This window comes from Amycolatopsis minnesotensis (assembly GCF_039529815.1).
Lineage (GTDB): Bacteria > Actinomycetota > Actinomycetes > Mycobacteriales > Pseudonocardiaceae > Amycolatopsis > Amycolatopsis minnesotensis.
The window spans coordinates 1-20,872 of record NZ_BAAANN010000035.1; the positions used below are offsets into that span (position 1 = coordinate 1).

1 protein-coding gene (cut by a window edge) is annotated in these 20,872 nt (G+C 64.8%); it reads right to left on the minus strand.

The window, feature by feature from the left end:
• The coding region annotated (locus tag ABD256_RS33955; RefSeq protein ID WP_344428643.1) for a toxin glutamine deamidase domain-containing protein crosses the window boundary (this coding region is incomplete at its 3' end): on the minus strand, positions 1 to 20,872 show 20,872 of its 54,541 nt. 33,669 nt of the annotated region lie beyond the right edge of the window.

The following is a 20,872-nucleotide window of genomic DNA, read 5'->3' on the forward strand; positions in this document are numbered from 1 at the left end:
CGGTGACATCCTCGACAACATCCCGCTCCCGCAGCACAAAGCCGGACTTCAGATCGCCACCCCGGAAGACCTCACGAATACGCACGAAATCGTCATCGAGATGTGAAACGCGGCGAAGAAGCGCCTGCGATTCCTCCGACAAAAGACTCCGGCCCGCGGCCAGCAACGCCTCCTTCACACCATCCTGCACCGCCTCCTCCACCGCCAGCCGACGCCGCTCACCCGGCCCACCCCAGCCGACAACAAAAACGTCCAGAATCCGCCTCGCCCCCTCACCACCCGCCAGCCACCGACCAGCGAACCCCGCCACCCGCAACACCACACGCGCCCGACCCACCACCGACAGCTCGCCCGAAGCAGGATCGGCGAACTCACCCCGCAACGGCTCATGCGAGTTCCGATAGAACTCAGCGGTCCGCGCCGACGACTCGCTCATCGTTATCGTGAACTTGCCATCAGACACACACTCTGCACGAGAGAAGATCCAAGTCAACTCGAGATCATCCGCTGCCTTCCGAATATTCCGCACCGCCACCGCATTCTCGACCTCCTGCCGAACCTGGTGCGCCCGCCTGGCAAGCCGCATCGCGTCCCCAAACCGCCCCTCCCCCTTAAGGTCCTCCACCCGCTGATCAAGACCCTCCACCCCACTCAACTTGTCCGCGAGCTCCTCCAACTCGACCGCCTCCGCAACCCTGCCCCCCTCCCGCAACCGCGCCGCCGCTGCAACACACACTCTCATCGGCTCCCTAAATGAGGCAAAAATGGCATCCTTCAAAGCACTTTTAACTCGACCCCGACTCCGCTCATCCCAGCGATTGCTCAGGTGATCAAAGGCGACCCGAATCACAATATCCGGATACTCCACGCCCACGCTCCCACCAACAGCGTGATCGGCGACGACAACGCGGATTGCCACCTCTTCCCCGAAATTCTTCAGCGCCTCGTTATTATCAACGTCTTGCCATTCCTCAACATCATCTCGCCATAACCTCAAAACACCATCACTCCCAAAACTGAAATCACCAGTGACAGTCAGCGCCGCACCCCCTTGAACGTCGTCGTTCCGCGCAGCCGTCGCCCCGATTTCCACTCTTTTTTCCAGATCGACAATCTTGAGGTAAAGAAATCTGTTAACTTCGTCATATATTCTTGTCCTGAATTTCACATGGTTCTGGATCACCTGCTGGACAGTCAACGTCGAGTCCGAGGGCAACGCTGCACGGATCGCGTTTTTCACCAGTGCTGCCACCTCAATGACACGCACGAACGCCTTTTCGGAAGCATGGCCCTCAAGCCAGAGAACGGGCCGCCGCCTCTCGCCGGCCTGATCGATGCGCCGCAACAACACCTCCACCGCCTCAGCAACACGCCTCGCCGCCGAAAACGACAAGCCGCCCCGATCGAAGTAGCCCAGGTACACGCCCGCACCAGTAAGAACACTCTCCACATCACCACTGGCCGAATAAGGAGAACCATAACGATAAAACGAGATACGAGACTTACTATTCCCCCCGGCCGCAGCGACAGTGGTGTCGATCCACAGTGCGAGCTTACCCGTGTCAACACTCCACTGCCCCGTGAAATCATCACGCACCAACCCCGCATGCCCACCAATCTTCTCCGCAAGAACCGACAACAACCGCTGACGAACACGCGACTCCACCTCAGCCCGCCCCTCGGCCTTTACCGTATTCAACCGCGCGACAATCAGGAATTCCGACAGAACGCGACCACCCCGCACCAACGGCACCAGCTCATCCACCGCCAAACCCACAAACCTTCCCAACTCCTCCTCAGCACCCGCCGACCACTCCAACCGGCCCCCCGAAAACGAAACATCCGCCCGCCACATGGCCACCGCCATCGGCTCACTACCCGGAACCCCCACCAACCGCCCATCAACCTCTACGTCGATCTCGGGAAGCGGTTCGATCTCTGCGGGCTGTTGCCCGGCGCTCGCCCGAGCGGAGCCAGCACCCCCCGGAGCGACACTCCGAGCCGGCGAAGCACCGCTGGCTCGGGCACCGCCCGAACCGAGGGGCACCGCAGGGCGCTTGCGCTGCGCCGTAACACTTTCTGCACCCATAGGCGCTTGGCGCTTGCGCCCCGCCGCGCCACGCCTCGATCCGACGTCGGGTTGGCCTGCCTTGATGCCGGTGACTTCTGAAGGATCGTCCGTGTCCCGCTCGGGTGGTGTGCTGTCGGGGAGTGTTTTGGCGGTGGGCATGAACCACACCCGCAGCCCGTGATCGGCGGGCGGATCGAATTCAAGACCGTTCTCACCGCTGATGAAGCGGGCCATGCCGTCGTCGGGACTGACGTGCGCGTTGAACAGATCGGTGGGCCCGTTTTTCTTTTCTTGGACGAGGACGAAGCCGTGTGCGTGCGGCCCTTGTTCTTTCAGTTGCGTCCGGATGGTGTCGAATCCGGTTTCCCTGAACCGGGACCGGAACATCCTCTTCAGCTCGGTCACCGGCTGGGGTGCGCTCGGTTCCGCCCGGTGCAGTACCCCACTCACCAGGGTCCGGAACGTCGCCAACGCCGCCAGCACACAGTTCGTCCGGAACCCCTCATCCGGGCTCTGCTCGTAATTTTCCCTGTTCACCCCATCAATAACCGCGTAATGCCCGGTCAGCGGAGTCCCCGAACGCACCAGGACCTGGGGCGGCGCCCCCGCCTTCACACCGTCCATCTCCGACACATCAGAGTCCGAACCCCCACCGACACTCGCAGCATCCTCTTGCCCCGACTGCTCGCCCTGGTCGGAAGCGAACAGCGCCGGATCAAGCAGGTTCAGAGCGAAACCGTCCAGGTCCTCGACAGCGAGACCAGTGGATTCCACATCCTGCTGGTCCATGGGGCCAGACTCGAAGCCAAACTGCTCATCCCGCCACGTGTCGTCGTCGAAGTTCGTCCAGTCCGGGATCTGGTCCCCAGCCGTCCAGTCGACGACCGGCCCCTGCACGTCGTCCTCTGGAAGGTTCAGGACATCGGCCAGCTCCATCCCGGGACCGGTGTGCTCCCCCTCAGACACCACCGACATATCCGATGGCTCCGCGGGCTCACCCGGCATCGCCCGCCAGTCGAACTCCTCCTCCGACCCCAGGTCCATCTCGTCCAACTGGGCGAACACATCCTCGCCGACGGGCGGCTCGACAGCCCCGGCGAGCGGGGAGTCGATCACCTCCTCGGCAACATCCCGCTCCCGCAGCTCAAAGCCGGACTTCAGATCGCCACTGCCCCGGGTGACCTCACGGATGCGCACGAAATCGTCATCGCGATTCGAGACGCGACGAAGAAGCGCCTGCGATTCCTCCGACAGAAGACTCCGGCCCGCGGACCGAAGCGCCTCCCGCACACCATCCTGCACCGCCTCCTCCACCGCCAGCCGACGCCGCTCACCCGGCCCACCCCAGCCGACAACAAAAACGTCCAGAATCCGCCTCGCCCCCTCACCACCCGCCAGCCACCGACCAGCGAACCCCGCCATCCGCAACACCACACGCGCCCGACCCACCACCGACAGCTCGCCCGAAGCAGGATCGGCGAACTCACCCCGCAACGGCTCACGCGAGTTCCGATAAAACTCAGCGGTCCGCGCCGACGACTCGCTCATCGTTATCGTGAACTTGCCATCAGACACACACTCTGCACAAGAGAAGATCCAAGTCAACTCGAGATCATCCGCTGCCTTCCGAATATTCCGCACCGCCACCGCATTCTCGGCCTCCTGCCGAACCCGGTGCGCCCGCCTGGCAAGCCGCATCGCGTCCCCAAACCGCCCCTCCCCCTTAAGGTCCTCCACCCGCTGATCAAGACCCTCCACCCCACTCAACTTGTCCGCGAGCTCCTCCAACTCGACCGCCTCCGCAACCCTGTCCCCCTCCCGCAACCACACCGCCGCCGCCGCAAGCACCTCCACCGGCTCCCTGAACGAAGCGAAAATGGCGTCTTTCAAGACACTCTTCACATGATCCTGAACGCGCTTGTCCTGATAACGATTCCTGTCTTCAAAAACGACCCGCACAGCAACATCCGGATACTCCATCCCCATACTCCCACCCACGGGAACACCCGAACCGGCAATCCGAATCGCCAACCTTTTCCCAAAGTTCTTCACTGCCTCGTCATTATCGAAGTCTTGCCACTTCTGGCTATCATCATCCCAAGACCTGAAAACACCATCCATACCCCACCCGAAATCAGCGTCGACAGCCAGCTTCACACCCCAGTCAACACCGGTATCCAGCACAGCCTCCGCCTCACCCGGCACCCCATTACCAGAATCGATAACCTTGAGATAAAGGAACCTAGTGCTCCCGCCAGAGGTTTTGGTTCCGAATTTCACGTGGTGTCGGATCACTTGCTCCACCGTGAGTCCAGAGCCCGTAGGCAGCGCCGCACGGATCGCCTCGTTGACCAATTTCGCCACCTCATCAACACGCACAGCCACAGCGCTAGTAACGTGGGCCTCGAGCCAGAGAACAGGCTTTCGCCCTTCACCAGCCTCACCGATGCGCCGCAACAACACCCCCACCGCATCACGAACACGCCTCGCCACCGAAGGCAACAACCCACCTCGATCGAGGTAGCCCAGATACACACCCGCACCGGCAAGAACCCCAGCCACATCCCCCGCCACATACGGAGAACCATAACGATAAAACGAAATACTATTTTTAGTTTTGCCATTGATGGCCGCCAGAGTTGTGTCGATCCACAACGGGAGCTTATCCGTATCGACCTGCCACTTCTTTTTCGCGGTATCGTAAATCAGCCCATCGTGCTCGCGTAGCCGCCCCGCGAGAGCCGACAACAGCCGCTGGCCAAAACTACTATCCAGCTCAGTTCGATACTCGGGTGACAAATGATTCAGTCGTGCGTGAATCCGGAATTCCGGCAGAGCACGACCACTCTGCACCAACGGAACCAACTCGTCCACCACACCATCCACAAACGCCCCCAGCTCCTTCTCAGCGTAATCTGACCACTTCAACCGGCCATCCGAAGCCGACACAACCGCTCGCCACTCAGCCGCCGCCACCGGACCCCCACCCGGCTTCGCCAGCAACGGCCCGTCAACCTCCACATCAATCACAGGAAGCGGGTAGACTTCCGTGGACTGCCGCCCAGAAATGTCGATCGGCGACCTACTGGAATCGACAATCTTCAGGTAAAGGAACCTACGGACGTCTTGCTCGATCCTGGTTCCGAATTTCACGTGGTCCCGGATCACCTGCTCCACCGTGAGTCCGGAGCCCGCAGGCAGCGCCGCGCGGATCGTCTTGTTGACCATCTCGGTCACGCCATCGACATTCAGGGCCGACTCTTGGCGAGCATGGCCTTCAATCTGCAGGAAAAGGCGCCGCCCACCGTCGACCGCAGCGTCCTCCACCAACTTGAGCAGCTGATCCAGCGCTTCTCCGACCCGCCTGTGCGCCGACGGCACCAACCCACTCCCCTCAGAGTAGTCCAGGTACACACCCTCACCGGTGAGAACCTGCGCCAGCTTGTCATCCGACGAAATCGTCCCATCCATCGAATACGGCGAATCATAACAATAAAAGGAAACATAGTTCCGCGCGCCAGATTTTTTGCTCGTTCCGCTGGTGAATTCGATCAACAGCGGAAGCTTGCGCGTGTCGACCCTCCACTCCCCCTCGGACTCATCGTAAATCAGCCCCCCATGGTCGCCAAGCCGCTCCACGAGAGCCGATAACAACCTCTGACGAACACGACCCATCACCTCATCTCGATACTTGAACCCAGCCGCGTTCGCACCGAAATGGATCCGAAACTCCGGTAGATGCCGCCACCCAGCCCGCACCAACGACTCAACAACATCCACCGCTTTCTCCACGCACGCATCCAACTCCGCCTCGACATCGCCCCCCTGCCACTCAAGCCGACCATGGGATAACGAAAGATGCGCCTTCCACTGCGACCTTACGAGAGCCGCGACACCAAACCTCCTCGGCAACTGGCCATCAATCCTGGGAAGCTCGTGCATTACCGGATCGCCAACCAGGGATACAACCTTGAGATAAAGAAATCTAGATAGTTTTCGGTCTATCTTGGTTCCGAATTTGACGTAGCGCTTGACAGCCTCACTCGGTGACAAATCAACGCCCGCGACCCGCAACGCCTCACCGAAGCTCTTGTGGACCAACTCGGTTAGCTCATCGACGTGCAGGTACGACTCTTGGTTAGCATGGCCTTCAATTTGCAGGAAAGGCTGCCGCCCACTGTCGGCCACACCATCCTTCACCAACTTGAGTAGTTGATCCAGCGCTTCCCTGACACGCCTGTGCGCCGACGGCACCAACCCACCCTGGTCATGGTAGGCCAGGTACACGCCCTCACCGGTGAGAACCTGCCCCATCTTGTCATCCGACGAACTCGCCACATCCAGCGAATACGGCGAATCATAACGATAAAAGGAAACATAATTCCGCGCACCAGATCTTCTGCTCATTACGTCGGTGGAGTCGATCCACAGCGGAAGCTTACCCGTGTCAACACTCCATTCATCCGCGGACTCATCGCGAATCAACCCCTCATGCCCACCAAGCCGATCCGCAAGAACCGACAACAACCTCTGCCGAACACCCCCCACCACCTCATCCCGATACTTGAACTCAGCATTGCCCGCATGGAAATAGATCCGAAAATCCGGTAGATGCCGCCACCCAGCCCGCACCAACGACTCAACAACATCCACCGCTTTCACCACGAACTCCTCCAACTCCCCACTCCTGCCATCCATCCAGGAAACCCGACCCTCAGAAATCGAAAAGTCCGCCTCCGCCTTTTTCACACTTGACTTTACGATGCTCCACACCGCAGGCCTCCCCAGCAAAGGACCATCAATCCTGGGCAGCTTTTGAACCACCAGCTCCGCGGCCGAGGAGACAACTTTGAGGCGAAGAAATCTTTCGATCGAAGCCTGAGGCTTGATCCCAAATTTGATGTAGCGGCCGATCGCCTGACTCAATGGCAAATCAATTCCCGCAGCCCGCAACGCCTCGCTGAACACCTTTGCGATCAACTCGGCCACCTTGTCGACATGCAGGGACGATTTTTGCTGAGCACGTCCTTCAATCCACAGGAAAGGCTGCCTTCCGCCGTCGGCCGCACCATCCTTCACCAACTTGAGCAGTTGATCCAGCGCTTCCCTGACACGCCTGTGCGCCGACGGCATTAGCCCACCCCTGTCACGGTAGGCCAGGTACACGCCCTCGCCGGTGAGAACCTGCCCCATCTTGTCATCCGACGAACTCGCCACATCCAGCGAATACGGCGAATCATAACGATAAAAGGAAACATAATTCCGCGCACCAGATCTTCTGCTCATTACGTCGGTGGAGTCGATCCACAGCGGAAGCTTACCCGTGTCAACACTCCACTCATCCGCGGACTCATCGCGAATCAACCCCTCATGCCCACCAAGCCGATCCGCAAGAACCGACAACAACCTCTGCCGAACACCCCCCACCACCTCATCCCAATGCTTGAACCCAGCCTTGCTCGCAACGAAATGAATCCGAAACTCCGGCAGATGCTGCCACCCAGCCCGCACCAACGACTCAACAACATCCACCGCCTTCTCCACAAACTCGCCCAACTTCGTCTCCGCATCGCCTCCCCACCGCTCAAGCCGACCGTGGGAAAACGAAAAATTCGCCTCCCACACCTTTTCATTATCTTTTTTCTGCGACCTCACGAAGGCCAACACATCAGTCTTTCCCAGCCACGGCCCGTCATCCCCCGCAGCAAACTCCGGAAGCCCGTACACCTCTGTGTGCTGCTGCGCCGTGCCTAGCGTGACGAAGCCGTCAGCCCTCGAAGCGTCGCTGTCTTGGGGACTACCCGTGCCGCGGGATGTGGTCGGGCGCTTGCGCTGTTCCGCACCGCCGTCGGTACTGGTCGACGCGGCCGGGCGCTTACGCCTCGCCGCGCCACGTCCCGACCCGACAGCGATGCCTTCCACCTCCGAAGGCTCGTCCGTATCCCGCTCCGGAAGCACCTCGCCCACGTCGGCCGTCCGCATGAACCAGATCAGCACGTCCTCACCGGTGGGCAGGTCCGAGTACCGGCCGGACTGACCATCGAGGAAGTACGCCTGCCTATCCGCCGGATCCACGTGCGCGGTGAACGCGTGCGCGACCGCGTCACCTCGCCGCACCAGAACCACACCGTGCGCGTTCGGACCCGCGGCCTCCAGCTCCGCACGAATCTGCTCATAACCGTCCGCCTGCCTGAACCGCGATCGGAACCACCGCTCCAGCACCGTCGCGTCCTGAACACCGGTCAGCTCGGCGATGTGGATCGCGCCATCCGCCAAGCTCTCGAACATAGCGATCACCACGGCCACGCAGTTGTCCAGCGGACGCCCGGCCAGAGCCGCCCGCGGGAAGATCCGCCTGCCGAACCGGGTCAGCTTCGCGACCAGCTTCCGGAACCCTCGCGGCGATTCGCCCACGGCGGCACGCTCGGCATAGGCCGGGTTGACCCCGCCCAGCCGGGCGTAGCCCCCGCGCAGCTTCATACTGGGCTGGACCTCGTCATCGATCCGCACCCGACCCGCCGACAACCGATCCCCGCGCACACCCTCGTCGTCTTCCGCGATCGTCTCGGGCGGGCCGCGCAGCTTCGCCTGAGCCGCGATCAACTCGTCGTACTTGTCCTCATGCGACACGCGGAATTCGGCCAGCCCGGTCTCGGCGAGGATCCAGCGCGTTTCACCGGGCAGTTCGACGCCCGGGACGAGCGTGCCGTCGCGCACTCCGGCGAGCACGGCATCCCGCGCGTCGGCTTCCCGCTTCTCCGCACGCAGCAGGTTCGGCTGCCTCAGTTCGACCCGCCGGCGCCGCTCCGCCTGGTCCTCGATCGCCGCGGCCAGCTCGTCCGCCCGCTGAGCACGCTGGTTCTCGCTCGCCGTGGTGGCCTCGCCGCGTAGCCGCTCGAACTCCTCCTTCAACCGCCGGACCAGATCACCGGCCTCGCCCGTGGTCTCGATCCGGTCCGCGACGATGTCGACCATGTCCTTCAGCAGGCGCTCTTCGGCTTCGTCACGCGCCTGGGCGAGGAAGTCCGCACCGAACAGCTTCCGCGCCTGCGTCCGCGCCGTCCGGAACGCGTGCCAGCTATCCGCGCCCAGCCGTTCCAGGCGCGAGCGCGCCTCGGTGAACAGGTGATCGCCGCCGTCGTGCTGGTCGTAGAACAGCATCATCGACAAGGCATCGTGGAAGGCTCCGCTGTCGAGCCGCTCCCGGTACCGCTCGCGCAGAATGGCCGCGAGCCGCGCGGCCGGACTCTCGTTTTCCGAGTACTTCGCGGCCATCGCGTCCCGCGCGAGCTGGTGGGCGAGCACGTCGGTCATCGTTTCGGCCAGCCGCAGGGCCGACTGCAGCGCCTCGCCGGTGTCCGGCCGCGGCAGGTCGGTCAGGTTCAGCAACCGCCGCGCCCTATCCCGCCACTCATCGGGGGCGACGGCCTTCGCGGCGGCGGAACCCACGGCCCGGTCCCAGCCCCCGGCACCGACGTGCTCCCGGACGCTCGCGATGGCCTCCGCCGGGAGGGCCGGTTCGGCGGTCATCCGCTCGCGGAGTTCGTCCACCCGGCGCTCCGCCTCGACGAGCCGTGCGTACAGCCGGTCGTACTCGGCACGGTGTTCGTTCGCGAGTTCTTCGGCGCGGTGCCATTCGGTCGACCGTGCCTCCGCGCTCGCGCCCGACCGCACCCGCTCGGAGACGTCGGCGAGCACGCGCCGCTTCGCCTCGGACTCGGACAGTTCCCTGGCCGCCAGCCGTCGCGAACTCACCTCGAACTCGGCACGCAGCCGCCGCACTTCGTCCAATTGCGCGCGACGCCCGGGATCATGCCCCTCCAGCGGCGTCTTCTCGACGAGGTCCCGCTCGATACCGAGTTTGACCAGTTGCCGATTGGCCCGGCGGATCCGGGCGGTGACCGCGCGACGTTCGGCGCGAAGCCTCGGTTCGCCGAACTGTGCGAGCGCTTCACCCCTGGTCACGCCACCGCGCTCGACCAGGAGCTCCGCCGCGCGCCCAGCCGCCTCGACCCGCTGTTCGATCCGGTCGGCTTCCGTCGTCAGCTTCTCGATCTCGCCGGTCGTCCGATCGATCGCGGCGTACACGCCGTCTTCCCGGTCCCGCTCGTACTGCTTGACGGTTTCCAAGGCGTGCTTCCGCAACGCCTCGTGGTAAGCCTGAACCGCCTCGTGTTCCGTCTTCTTGGCCGTGGACCAAGCTTCGAGCGCTTCCTCGAACGCCTCGGTCTTGCGTGCACGCTCGGCCCTGGCCTCGGTCTGGACGTTCCGTGTCCGGCGAGCCCGCACGATGGCCTCGCGTGCCATGCTCGCCGCCGCTCTGGCTTCCCGCGTCCCGGCGACCACCGCGCCGCGCGCTTTCCTGGCCTTCAGCTCGGTCTTCCGCGCTCGCAGCGCCTTCGCGTTGGCCCCGCGCTCTGCCTCCTGGGCCGCCTCCATCGCCTTCCCCGCGTCGCGCAGTGCCTCTTCGGCGCCGGTGCGCGATTCGATCGCGGCGGTCCACTTCTCGTTCTTGTCGTGCAGGTCCTTCGCCGCGTCCTTGAGGGAATCGGGCAGCCGCTGCCCGGTCAGCTCCTCCGCGACGTCGTTGCGGATCCGGACGCGCGCCGCGTCCGTGACGGTCGGCAGCCGCCACACGTCGACCTTTTCGGGCCGGGGGTTCCTGGCACCGTCCGTCTTCGCCGCGACCAGCGCCCAGCCGATGTCCACGTGCCTGGCCTGGGAGAGCTTTTCCCTCTTTCCCACCGTTTCCTTCGACATCGGCGCCTTCGACCGGTCGTCCCGCCGGACGCCGTACTGGACGAGCGTCGACGCTTCCGGCGCCTGGATCGCCTTGTTGTCGTTGACGGTGTTGACGATGTCGCTGCCGAAGTAGTGCCTGCCTTCGGCACGGCTGTCGGCACCCTCCGGGTGCAGGGTCCCGCCGTAGGCGTTGAACCCGGGCCGGTTCTGCTCGTGCCTGTTCCCGGTCGCCACCTCGGACTCGGCCTTGTCCTTGATCTTGGTGGTCCGGCTGACCTCGATCTGCGCCAGGTTCGCGAACCTGCTGCCGAACATGCGCGTGTGCAGTTCGAGGTGCATACCGGGGATCTCGATCGGGATACCGGCGTCCGAACTCGCTTTCAGCAACGGCGCGAGCCTCAACGGGCTGAAACCCCAGTCGATCGCCCGTCGCACGTTCGAAGTGATCGCCTTCTCGCCCCAGAGGGACGTCAGCATCTCGATCGCCGACTGCTTCAGCTCGTTCACGTCGGCGAACAGGCTCTCGGTCCACGAACCGCCGTCCGGCAGCGACAGCACCGGGCCACTGCTTTCGTTCGCCCGGCGCCATTCGTCCAGTCGCGCACGGTTCCAGCCGTGATTCACGACGGTCTTGCCGCGTTCGTCGGCCTGCCCGAGACGATCCTGTTTGGGCGCCGGGTCGGACGTCGTGGGATGGTGCTTGATCGACACCCGGCGCACATCCCTGATCGAGGCGTATTCCTCGCCGTGCCGGAGGATCCGGAGCCGCTGGTCGAACCGTCCGGTGTAGACGGCCATCGCGCTGGACGCCTTCGCGCTCTCGAGGTGTTCCTCGACCAAGGGATATGCCTTCTTCCTCGCCCGGTTCCCGAACTGCGCCAGCGAGGCACCGCCGAACCCGAACGCGCCGATGCGGGGTCCGTGGCCGGTCGTGTGCGGCGGCTCACCCGGTTCGTGCGCGTCCTGCTCGGTGAACCGCGCGCCCCATCGCGTGGCCAGGAACAGGTTCAGCAACGTCCGGAGCACCCCCCGGGTGGTCTTGTGCTCCGGCGACGCCTGGCGCTCGATCTTGCTCGGCCCGTGGTGCTCGATGCGATCGAAGGCGACCCCGGACAGCTCACCCGTCACCACGACGTCGTAGGTTTCACCGCTCAGCCAGTCCGTGAGCCGGATCGGCTTGTGGTCACCGCCGTTGAGTACGTTCGTGCTCGACTGGTTCAGCGCGGACAACAGGCGGGTGACCGTGATCTGGTTCTGATTCCCCCGCACCATGGGATGCGGCGGGAGCAGCCGGTGCGCCTTCTCCGTGCCGAGCGTGGCCTCCAGTTGCCTGCGCAGCAGGATGATGACGTTCGCGTCGATGCGGTCCGCGATCCAGCCGTAGCCGATCGACGGCCGGGCCGCGCCGCCGTCCGCCAGGGAAGCCGGTGTCGGCAGGGTCAGCCGCGGTTCCTCGTGGTCCACCGTTCCGAGCAGCGCGTCGAAGTCGGAGCCGGTGGCCAGAGCCCACTTTTCCGGCCCGGTTCGGGCGGCTTCCCGCTGTTCCTCGGTCAGCAACGCGGATAGCTGCCGCCGGGTCAGTTCCACCTCCGCCTGTGCGATGAGGCGGCCCGCGACCCTGGTCAGCTTGGGCCGGGTCAAGCCGAAGGTCCAGGGCCTGGTGTGCTCGCGCTGCGGAGTGCCGAGCACTTCGACCTCGATGCTCGCGGAGTACACCGGCTCGACCGGTCCGGCGGCCGACACCATCTCGCCGGCCTTCGAGCCGAGTGCCGCCGACCTGCTGCCGCCGAACGTGAACGGGGAGACCGCGGCGACCACGGAGCCGAAGAACCCCGCTTGTGTGCTCGCCGGTGTCCCGTCGGCGTCGCCGAGTACCGAGGCGCCCTTCCCGCTCGGCGCGAACACGAGCGTGGCCTGCAGCGGCCGGTAGACGTTGCCCCACTTCTTCTCCGCCTTGACCCCGCCGCCGCGCTCCCGCTCCACGGTGAGCTGCTCGAACTCCGTCGGCACGGCACTCCAGCGCAGCACCTTCGTCGGCCGGTACGACAACTCGGCGGAGAACTCCTGGATACCCTGGCGGCGCTTGTGCGCCGCGCCGGTGACCGTCATGACCCTGGAGAACAGGTGCGGGTCGTTCTCCAGGCTGCTCCGGGAGAGCTGGCCGGTCACGATCTGCCGTATCCGTCCCATCTCGAAACGCACGATCGGATCGTTCTCGCTCAACCGCTCGAACAGGTCCAGCACCATGGCCCGCACCTGCTCGTCACCGGAGAACCTGGTGATCCGCACCAGGTCGAGATCGTGCCCGGCACCCGGTTTCAGCGCGGCAGGCGCGACGTCGAGTATTTCGTGGCTCCCCGCGAAGGGTTCCTCGTGTTCCGGTCGCTCGCGGCCGGCACGATGCGCGGGCACGAGGAAACGCACCGGGGCTGTCTTGGTCAGCAGGCTCCGCTCCATGTCCGCGGTCATGTCCCGCCAGACCGGGACGCCTCTCCCCGGCAGGCCGGGGAGTGCCTTGCGGAAACCGGCGTTCCGCTTCCGTGCGGCGAGCACATCGATCGAGAAGGTGTTGTCCTGCTCGAACAGGCGCAGGTCCTGCTTGCCGAGCTTGCCGTCCTTCCGCAGGAACGCGGCCAGCCCGTGATCGACGTTGACACCCGACTCCCGGGAGAATTCCAGCGACCTGCCGAACTTGTACTCCCAGGTGGGACCGAAGAGCAGGTACACCGGCACGATTCCCCAGCTCGAATAGACCCTGGCCTGGAAACCGAGCAGGAAGCCGGTATCCGTGCCGGTGCGCTGCACGGACTTCTCGCCGTCCTTGATCCGCAGCACGCGGTTGATCTCCTCGGCGGTGACCAGCGGCCCGTCGCGCACTTCTCCGGATTCGCGGCCGACCACCACCTGGTACTGGTAAACGTGCAAGAGGCCCCGATGCGTGATCGAGAAGCGGTATTCGCCGGACGAGAAGAGTTCGCGCAACAGCTCGTCCGGGTCCAGCCGCTGCCCCAGTTCGTCGTTGTTGGCGGTCAGGCTCTTCGAGCGCGGGGACAAGCCCCCCTTGAACGACGGATCGTCGAACTGGCGGAGGAAACGCTTCCGGCCCAGATACCACGGACGCCGGAGCGGTATCTGGCGCATCAGGGGCATCACCGTGTCGTAGAACCACTCGGCGGTGTCCGCCTCCGGGAAGTACACCCCGCGGTCGGCGACGGGGCCCGACCACCTTTCCGAGTGCGCGAAGAACTCCCGCTGGTCTCCCCTCCTGAACTCGAAAACCGGTGGGGCGAGTTCGGTGCCGGCGCCGTCGTGCTGATTCGCCTGCTGCCGCAGGCGACCGGTGACCGCGCCCCGCAGGGTCCGCCAATCCCGGCCGAGCACCCGCACCTGCATCTTGTAGGCGACCGAATAGGGGCGAGTGGGTCCGGTGGTCTCCAGCTTGTCCTTCACCGCGACCGAACGGGACAGCTTGCTCGAATGCTGGCTCGCGTGCTCCACGCCGACCACAGTTCCGCCGACCACCGTGAGCGCTCCGGCGTCACCGCCGACACCCGCGGTGATCTTGAGCCCCTTCCGGTATTCGACGCCTGACTCGTCCACCGTCTCGGCGTGCGACCGCGCCGCCTCGGTGATCTGTACCGACGACTCGGGCGCGACCACGTAGTACACCGGCACGAGACGCATTTCGAGCACGGTCACGTGCGTGAAGACCTCGACCCCGCCGTGGTTGGTGCCCCGGTACAGCTCCGGCGTGCGCCGCCCGCCCTGGTGCGCCGCGGGCTCCGAGGTCGTCATGGCCATTTCGGAGAAGTGCGCGCGCATCTCGTCCCGGCTGAGGAACTGGTGGAGGAACTGCCTGCCGTGCGACAGCCTCCCCAGCGCCTTGTCCAGCTTTCCACCGAACTCCTGGGACAGCAGCGCGGCGATCTGGTCGAAGAAGTCCGGACCGTCTTCTGGGGCGTGGAGGATCACGTCACGAACGACCGGCTTGGCTGGCAGGGACATCCCGGGCTCCAGCCGGTGCACGCCCGCCGCCGCCAGTGCGGCGCGACCTCGCTGGGCTACCTGGTCGATCCTGCCGCCGTGCGCGTGTTCGAGCGCCAGCGGGGCCGGATCCGGCTCGATCGGCTCCAGCGAGGTCTTGAGGTTCACTTCCCCGAGTTCGGTGACGCGGCCCTTCTCGTCGGTTTCCGGCGAGAGGAGCGCCCTGCCCTCGGCGTCGGTGAGGAAGAACTCGTACCGGACCGGCACCTGGATGAGATGGCCCTTGCCCCCCTTGGCGACGCGGCTGTTGCCGTGCTCGTCGACGGACTTCGTGACCAGTTCCCGATCCGGTTCCACCCCGCCCTTGGGCTGGATCGTGAACACGGCGCCGGGCAGCGACGCCGAGGTGAACGTCGGCGCGAACGTGTTGTCGTGCCAGGTGGCGTGTTCCGACTCGAACTTCCGCTTGCCCTTGGCGACCGCCGTCATGACGTCCCGGGAACCCGGCCCGAGCAACTTCATGTCCGGGTGGTCGAAATCGAAGTACATCCGCGACTTCAGGAGGTACTTGCCACCGCTCGTGGTGGTGAGGAGCCGCTCCTTCCAGTCACCGACGAGGGGGCCGGGGTTGGTGATGATCTGCCGCTCCAGTTCGGCCAGCCGCTTCCACTCCACCGCGGGAAGGATCCGTCCCAGCGCGCGTGCGACCGACACCTGCCCGACCGCCGAACCTTCCTCGGTGTGGCTTCGGCGGTGGTTCGTGCTGATGATCTCGCCCCCGGCGAGCGAACGGCTTTCCCGCAATTCCTCGGGCAACCGCGAGAGAACGTCTTCGGTCGTCAGTTCTGTTTCAGCTAGCGCCGGATCCTCGTTTTCCTCAGTGGTTCCGGTGTCCTGTCGCTCGGTAATCGGTGTGGTGGTTTCCCGGGGCGCAGGTCCCGCCTCGGACTCCGTGCCGCGCGGAGGCCCACGACGAAGCGCGCCACCCCGCCCACGCGGCGCATCGTGAGGATCGCCACCGCTGTTCCCCGTCACCGCGACCGCGCCGCCCCCCGCCACGGCCCGACCGGCCGCATCCGGCACCCAGAACCCCCGCGCGGGCAACGCTGCGGCCTGGTCGGTCCCACCGCCCGAATCCCAGTCCGACGAGTCTTCGGTCAGGCCGTGCGAGACAGCCGCGGCGTTCGCCTCGGCTACCGCTTGCTCCCCATCCGGGTAAGCCACCGGGTCCGACCGGTCCGGGATGATCATCAACCCACGAACCAGCGTGCGGGACGAAAACGACGCGATGTTGAGAGACTGCGGATGCATGTCCAGGAAGAAGACCACGCCGTCGCTCCGGCGATACACGTTGACGTAGTGCGTGAATCCTTTCTGGTTGGACTCGATCCACAGCACGCCGTGCGCCTCACCCCGCAACGAGAGCATGAAATGAGCCACGCGGTCGAGATTGCTGTTTATACACCAGTTGAACCGAGAATTGAACGCTTCTTCAAGATCTTGATAGTAACGGCCCCAGTCATCGGGACTGACCGAGAAAGGAATTCCGAAAGCCATCGCATTGTACGTCGCGACCACAGCTTCCGGACAGGCCATCAGATAAGCCGGAGAATAATCAAGATGGTTCAGGATATCCGCGAAAATCGGGAACTCCTGCACAAGGTACCCGCGCCTGCCGGTCTCGGACTGGAAGCTTCCAGCCGACACCACACGGACGGCAGGGCCCCGGTGGTACGGGGAAACCCACTCGGTACCCGGCCCATCGGAGTGCGGCATTCCTCCCCTGCCCCGCACCTGCTCTGCCTCGTGCACGTCACCGTTCCCCGGTTGCCCGGTAGCTTCGGTCTTCTCCACGAGTTTCAGTTCGGCATTACCCGGGGTCCTGGTCGACCTGCCCGCGTACGTCAGCTCAGGCGGTTCGCCGGGCCTGAACTGGACCAACGGCTCGGCGCCGGGTGCGCCCAGTTGATGTTTTTCGACGATGGTGGAATAGATCTTCTTCTGGAAGTCGCCTATCGGATTCCAGTACATGTGTGCGCCGTGTTTCATACCGACCTCATGGTGGGTCAGCCACCAGATGATATCCGCGTACGCCTGTTCCGAAAAGCGCTCGCCGGTATCCGGATCCCAGGCGTCGAAGATGTCCACGTCACCAGCGTTGAATCTGAATTCTTGGTACCTGTCCTTCTCGTGCACGATACCGTCGATCACCTTGAACCTTTCGGATCGAGCATAAGAAGCCATACTCTCGGCCAGCGCGTCGAACTCCTCGAGCCGCGAATGGTATCGACGCAGAACGGCGGCACGATGATCCGGATCAAAACTGGCGAGGACCGCATCCGATGGCATTTCCGGACGGAAGTAGCCGACCAGGCCGATGCGGTCCTCCCGCGCGCCGAGGGGCACGTCGAGCGGACCGATCGTCTTCGCCTTGATCTCGAGCGGCTTGGGAAGCGCGCCCTGCTCCAACCACTTCACCGAGGCCGGGTTGGAAGGCCGGATGTCCAGCGCGATATCGAATAAGTCCACGAAATAGCGGATCCGTTCCTGGAAGGCGAGCGGAATCCCGAACTCCTTCACCAGCCGCTCCGGCGTCAACTCCCGGTCGTCGTTCACCCGGATCGACGCACGGGACGCCGGACGCGGCGAAGGCTCGCGGCTGACCGGAACGGAACGTTGGAGACCGTCCAGCAGGTCCGACGCGAAACTGCGGAATGCGCTGGGGTCCAACTGCAACGACGGCACTGCCAGACCGGAATACCCGGGGTTCACCCCGAGCAGCCGCGCGTCACCATCGCGCTCCCTGGTCCTGCCACGCTCCGGTTCCGTCAGATCCTGCCCGGCGTCACCGTCGTCTGGCTCGTCAGTGACGCGGAGCTGAGGGGCGGGATCGTGCACGAACTCGTCGTGACCGGTGCCGAAGGCCGGGGAGCCGGGCTCCGCGGCCACCGCCAACGCCTCCAGCCTGTCCTCCAGCGGCGCGTCCGGCCGGTAGCCCGACAGCCGCGTGGTCGCGAAGGGGTCCCTCCCGTCGGCCAACGCCGCAGCGACGTCCTCCAGCAACCCGGGGACCCGGTCAGCCGCCAGCACCAGCGCGGCTCCCAGCACCACATCGTCGAGCAAAGCACGTATTTTCCGCACCTGTGCGGGCGACTCCGGCAGGTCTCGCAGCCGCAGGTCCACCGCGGCCACCAGCTCGCGCACCTGGACGTCGTCGAGTACCTCCGCCAAGAAGTCGCTCGTCTGGTCGCCGGCGACCGCTTGCAACTGCGCGATCCGGGTATCCACCTCGGCCTCGTCCAAGCCTGCTGACGACTCGGCGAAGAGGTCCCGGTACCGCTCCGAGATCGTGCGCCGGTGGGTGCCGAAGCTTCTCGCGAGGCTCCTGGCGAGCTGTTCGGCCGCCGCACTGCCCTCGGTGCCGAGCCGGTGCGCGATCATCTGCTTCACCTGAAGGTCGCGCCTCATCCGGGAGTCGTCCTTCGGGGCCCACTCGTTGTGCTCGGCGAAAATATCCGAAGCGTCATCCAGCAGCGAAGCGCGTTCCGCGGCGGGCATCCGGTCCAATTTCGAAACGGCCTCCCGGACCCGCGAATTCCAGTCGTAGTTCCGCCGGACCGCCTCCGGCGTGGCGAACATCTTCCGCAGCTCCGCGAACCGCTCGCGATACCCCTTCTGGTCCGAGTAGACGAAGTGGCGGCCGTCGGGAGTACGGGCCAACTGCCCGGCCTCGTCCGTCGTGAAATAGCGGTCGAAGGTGGGCAAGCCTTGACGAGTTTCACCGGCACCGGTCTGGTAGCTGCTGTGCCTTGTGTACGAGGAAAAATCGGCTTGGTAGTACTGGTGGAAGTCGGCGAACAGCCGCTGGATGGCGGTGACGGCCTCGTCGTCGAGATGCCCCGCGGGAAGGTCGCCACGGCCGGTCAGCCGCAGTGCCGTCGCGCTGAGGAAGTCGAAGGCGTCGTCCTTGCCGAGGCGGCCGAGCAGGTAGTGACCGAACGGGTCGGCGTCGATCAGGGCGACCGCGACGTCCAGACCGTTACCGGAGAAGATGCCGCCATAGCGCCGTACCACGGCCACTCCGAGTCCGTGTTCCGGCGCCCTGTCATGCCGATGCCGTTTCCCATAACGGTTCTCGACGTCGTCGAGCTCCTTTTCGTACTCCCGCTTCTCACGTTCGGACAGCCGCGATATCGCTGTCCGGTAGAAGGCTCCCACTGCGTCGTGCTGCCGCTTGGCGTTGTCCTTCTCGATGTCGTGGAACAGGATCGCCTTGACCACGTCGTCGACCGGCAGCAGGCGTTCGGCCGACGAGCCCTCGGCCCGCACCAACTCGAGGTACTGCCCGAGCACCATCTGCGCGTGCTGGTAGTAGGTGTAACGCTCTTTCCACACCGTGATTTCGTCGAACTTGCGCCTCAGGTCGGGGATCTCGCGAAGCAGGAAGTCGATGATCTGCTTCGCGGACGCGTGCTCGTCCCGCCACAGCCGGGTGATCTCCGCACCGATCAGCTGATGCTGCTCGCGCTCTTCGGCAAGCCGTCTCCGTGACTCGGCGAACGAGGTTTTCGTGGCCTTCCCCGAGACATCGAGGTCAGCACCGAGCCGTACGAAATCGGTGGCCAGCAAATCGCCGATGGCGCCCTGCGTCGCCAGCGGCGCGACAGTGCGCTCCATGAAGTCATTGACTCGCACCGAATCCGGTCGCAGGTCCACTTCGGGAAGGTGCTCGGCAAGGAACTCCCGCAAGTGACCGAGACGATCCGCGAACGGTTCCGGGTCGTCATCGTCAAGCAAGGCAGGGTGCTCGCCGGCCGTGTCGCCCGAGCGGAACTGCTGCCACGTCGCGTAGTGCGTGCGTAGCACTCGCGTGACGTGGTTGACCCGCATCGGGTTGCCGCGGTCGAGCTCGCCGAGGGACGGCCACGGGTCCAGAGCGGAGACCAGTGCCATGGCCTCCAGCCCGGGTACGCCCAGCCTCTCCAGCAGTCCGTCCACGTGCTCGACGGCACCAGCCAAGTCACCGCGCACCAGACCGTCTCGCCCGACGCCCGCCGTGTAGGTCCGCAACGATCCCGGAACCACCTGCTCCTCCAGCCACCGCAGGCGCCCCGGCGGCACGGTGAACTGGTTCGGCCCGAGCCCCGGCCGGATGTTTCCGATCTGTCCCTGGTGCTGCTCGGGGTAGTCCTCCTCCGCTCGCGCGTCCTCGCTGATCGCGACGGCCACCTCGACCGGCACCAGATACGACCGGATCACCGGCGGTGTCGACGACCTCCAAGGCAACGCCTTCCGCAGCTCCCGGTCGGCCGCCGACCACACCTTCACCGCTTCGAGCGGCCGCCCCGCGAACACCGGCAGCGGCTTGTCCGCCGCACCTCGCAGGATGGCGACCCGTCCGGTTCCCGGCTCCTGTTGCACGTCACCGAGTTCGGCGGCCTCCGTTTCTCCCGTGCTCTCGTGCGGAGCCTGTGCTTGAGACACCACCGTGTAAAGCCGCACGTGTGGCTTGCCGTCGTGCATCTCCACCTCGAAATCGCCGCGGTGCACCGGCGGCGGAAGCGGCCCTTCTTGCGGTGCGACCGCGGAGGTGAGGTCCGGACGGTGCGGGTTGGGATACTCCACGCCGGTGACCGGACCGGTGCTCCCCTGGTTCTGGTCTCCCTTCGGTGCTTCACCCAGCGGTGGTGGAGGGCTCTTCGGGAATTCCTCGTAATGCGGGTTTTCCCGGAAGGAGATCGAGCCGTCGGGATTCCGCGAGTAGACGCCCTTGATGAACTCCCGCCTGATCCCGCCGGGGAAGACCACCTCCTGGAACGCCGGCACGGCACGCCTGCCATGCGTGGCGACGAGGTCGATTCCGCCAGGGGCGTCGATCAGGTACTGGTAGGGCTTTCCCCCGAAGAACCCCCGCACCCGGCTCGTCGACACCAGCGCGTTCCCTGAATCGGCGTCGACGTGCACGTCGTACAGGCTGCCGGTCATCGTCGTCTTCCACGGCGCCATGCCGCGCTCGAAGATCTCGTCCGGATCGCGGTCGTCCCCACGGGTCAGGAGTTCGCGGTCGACCCGCCA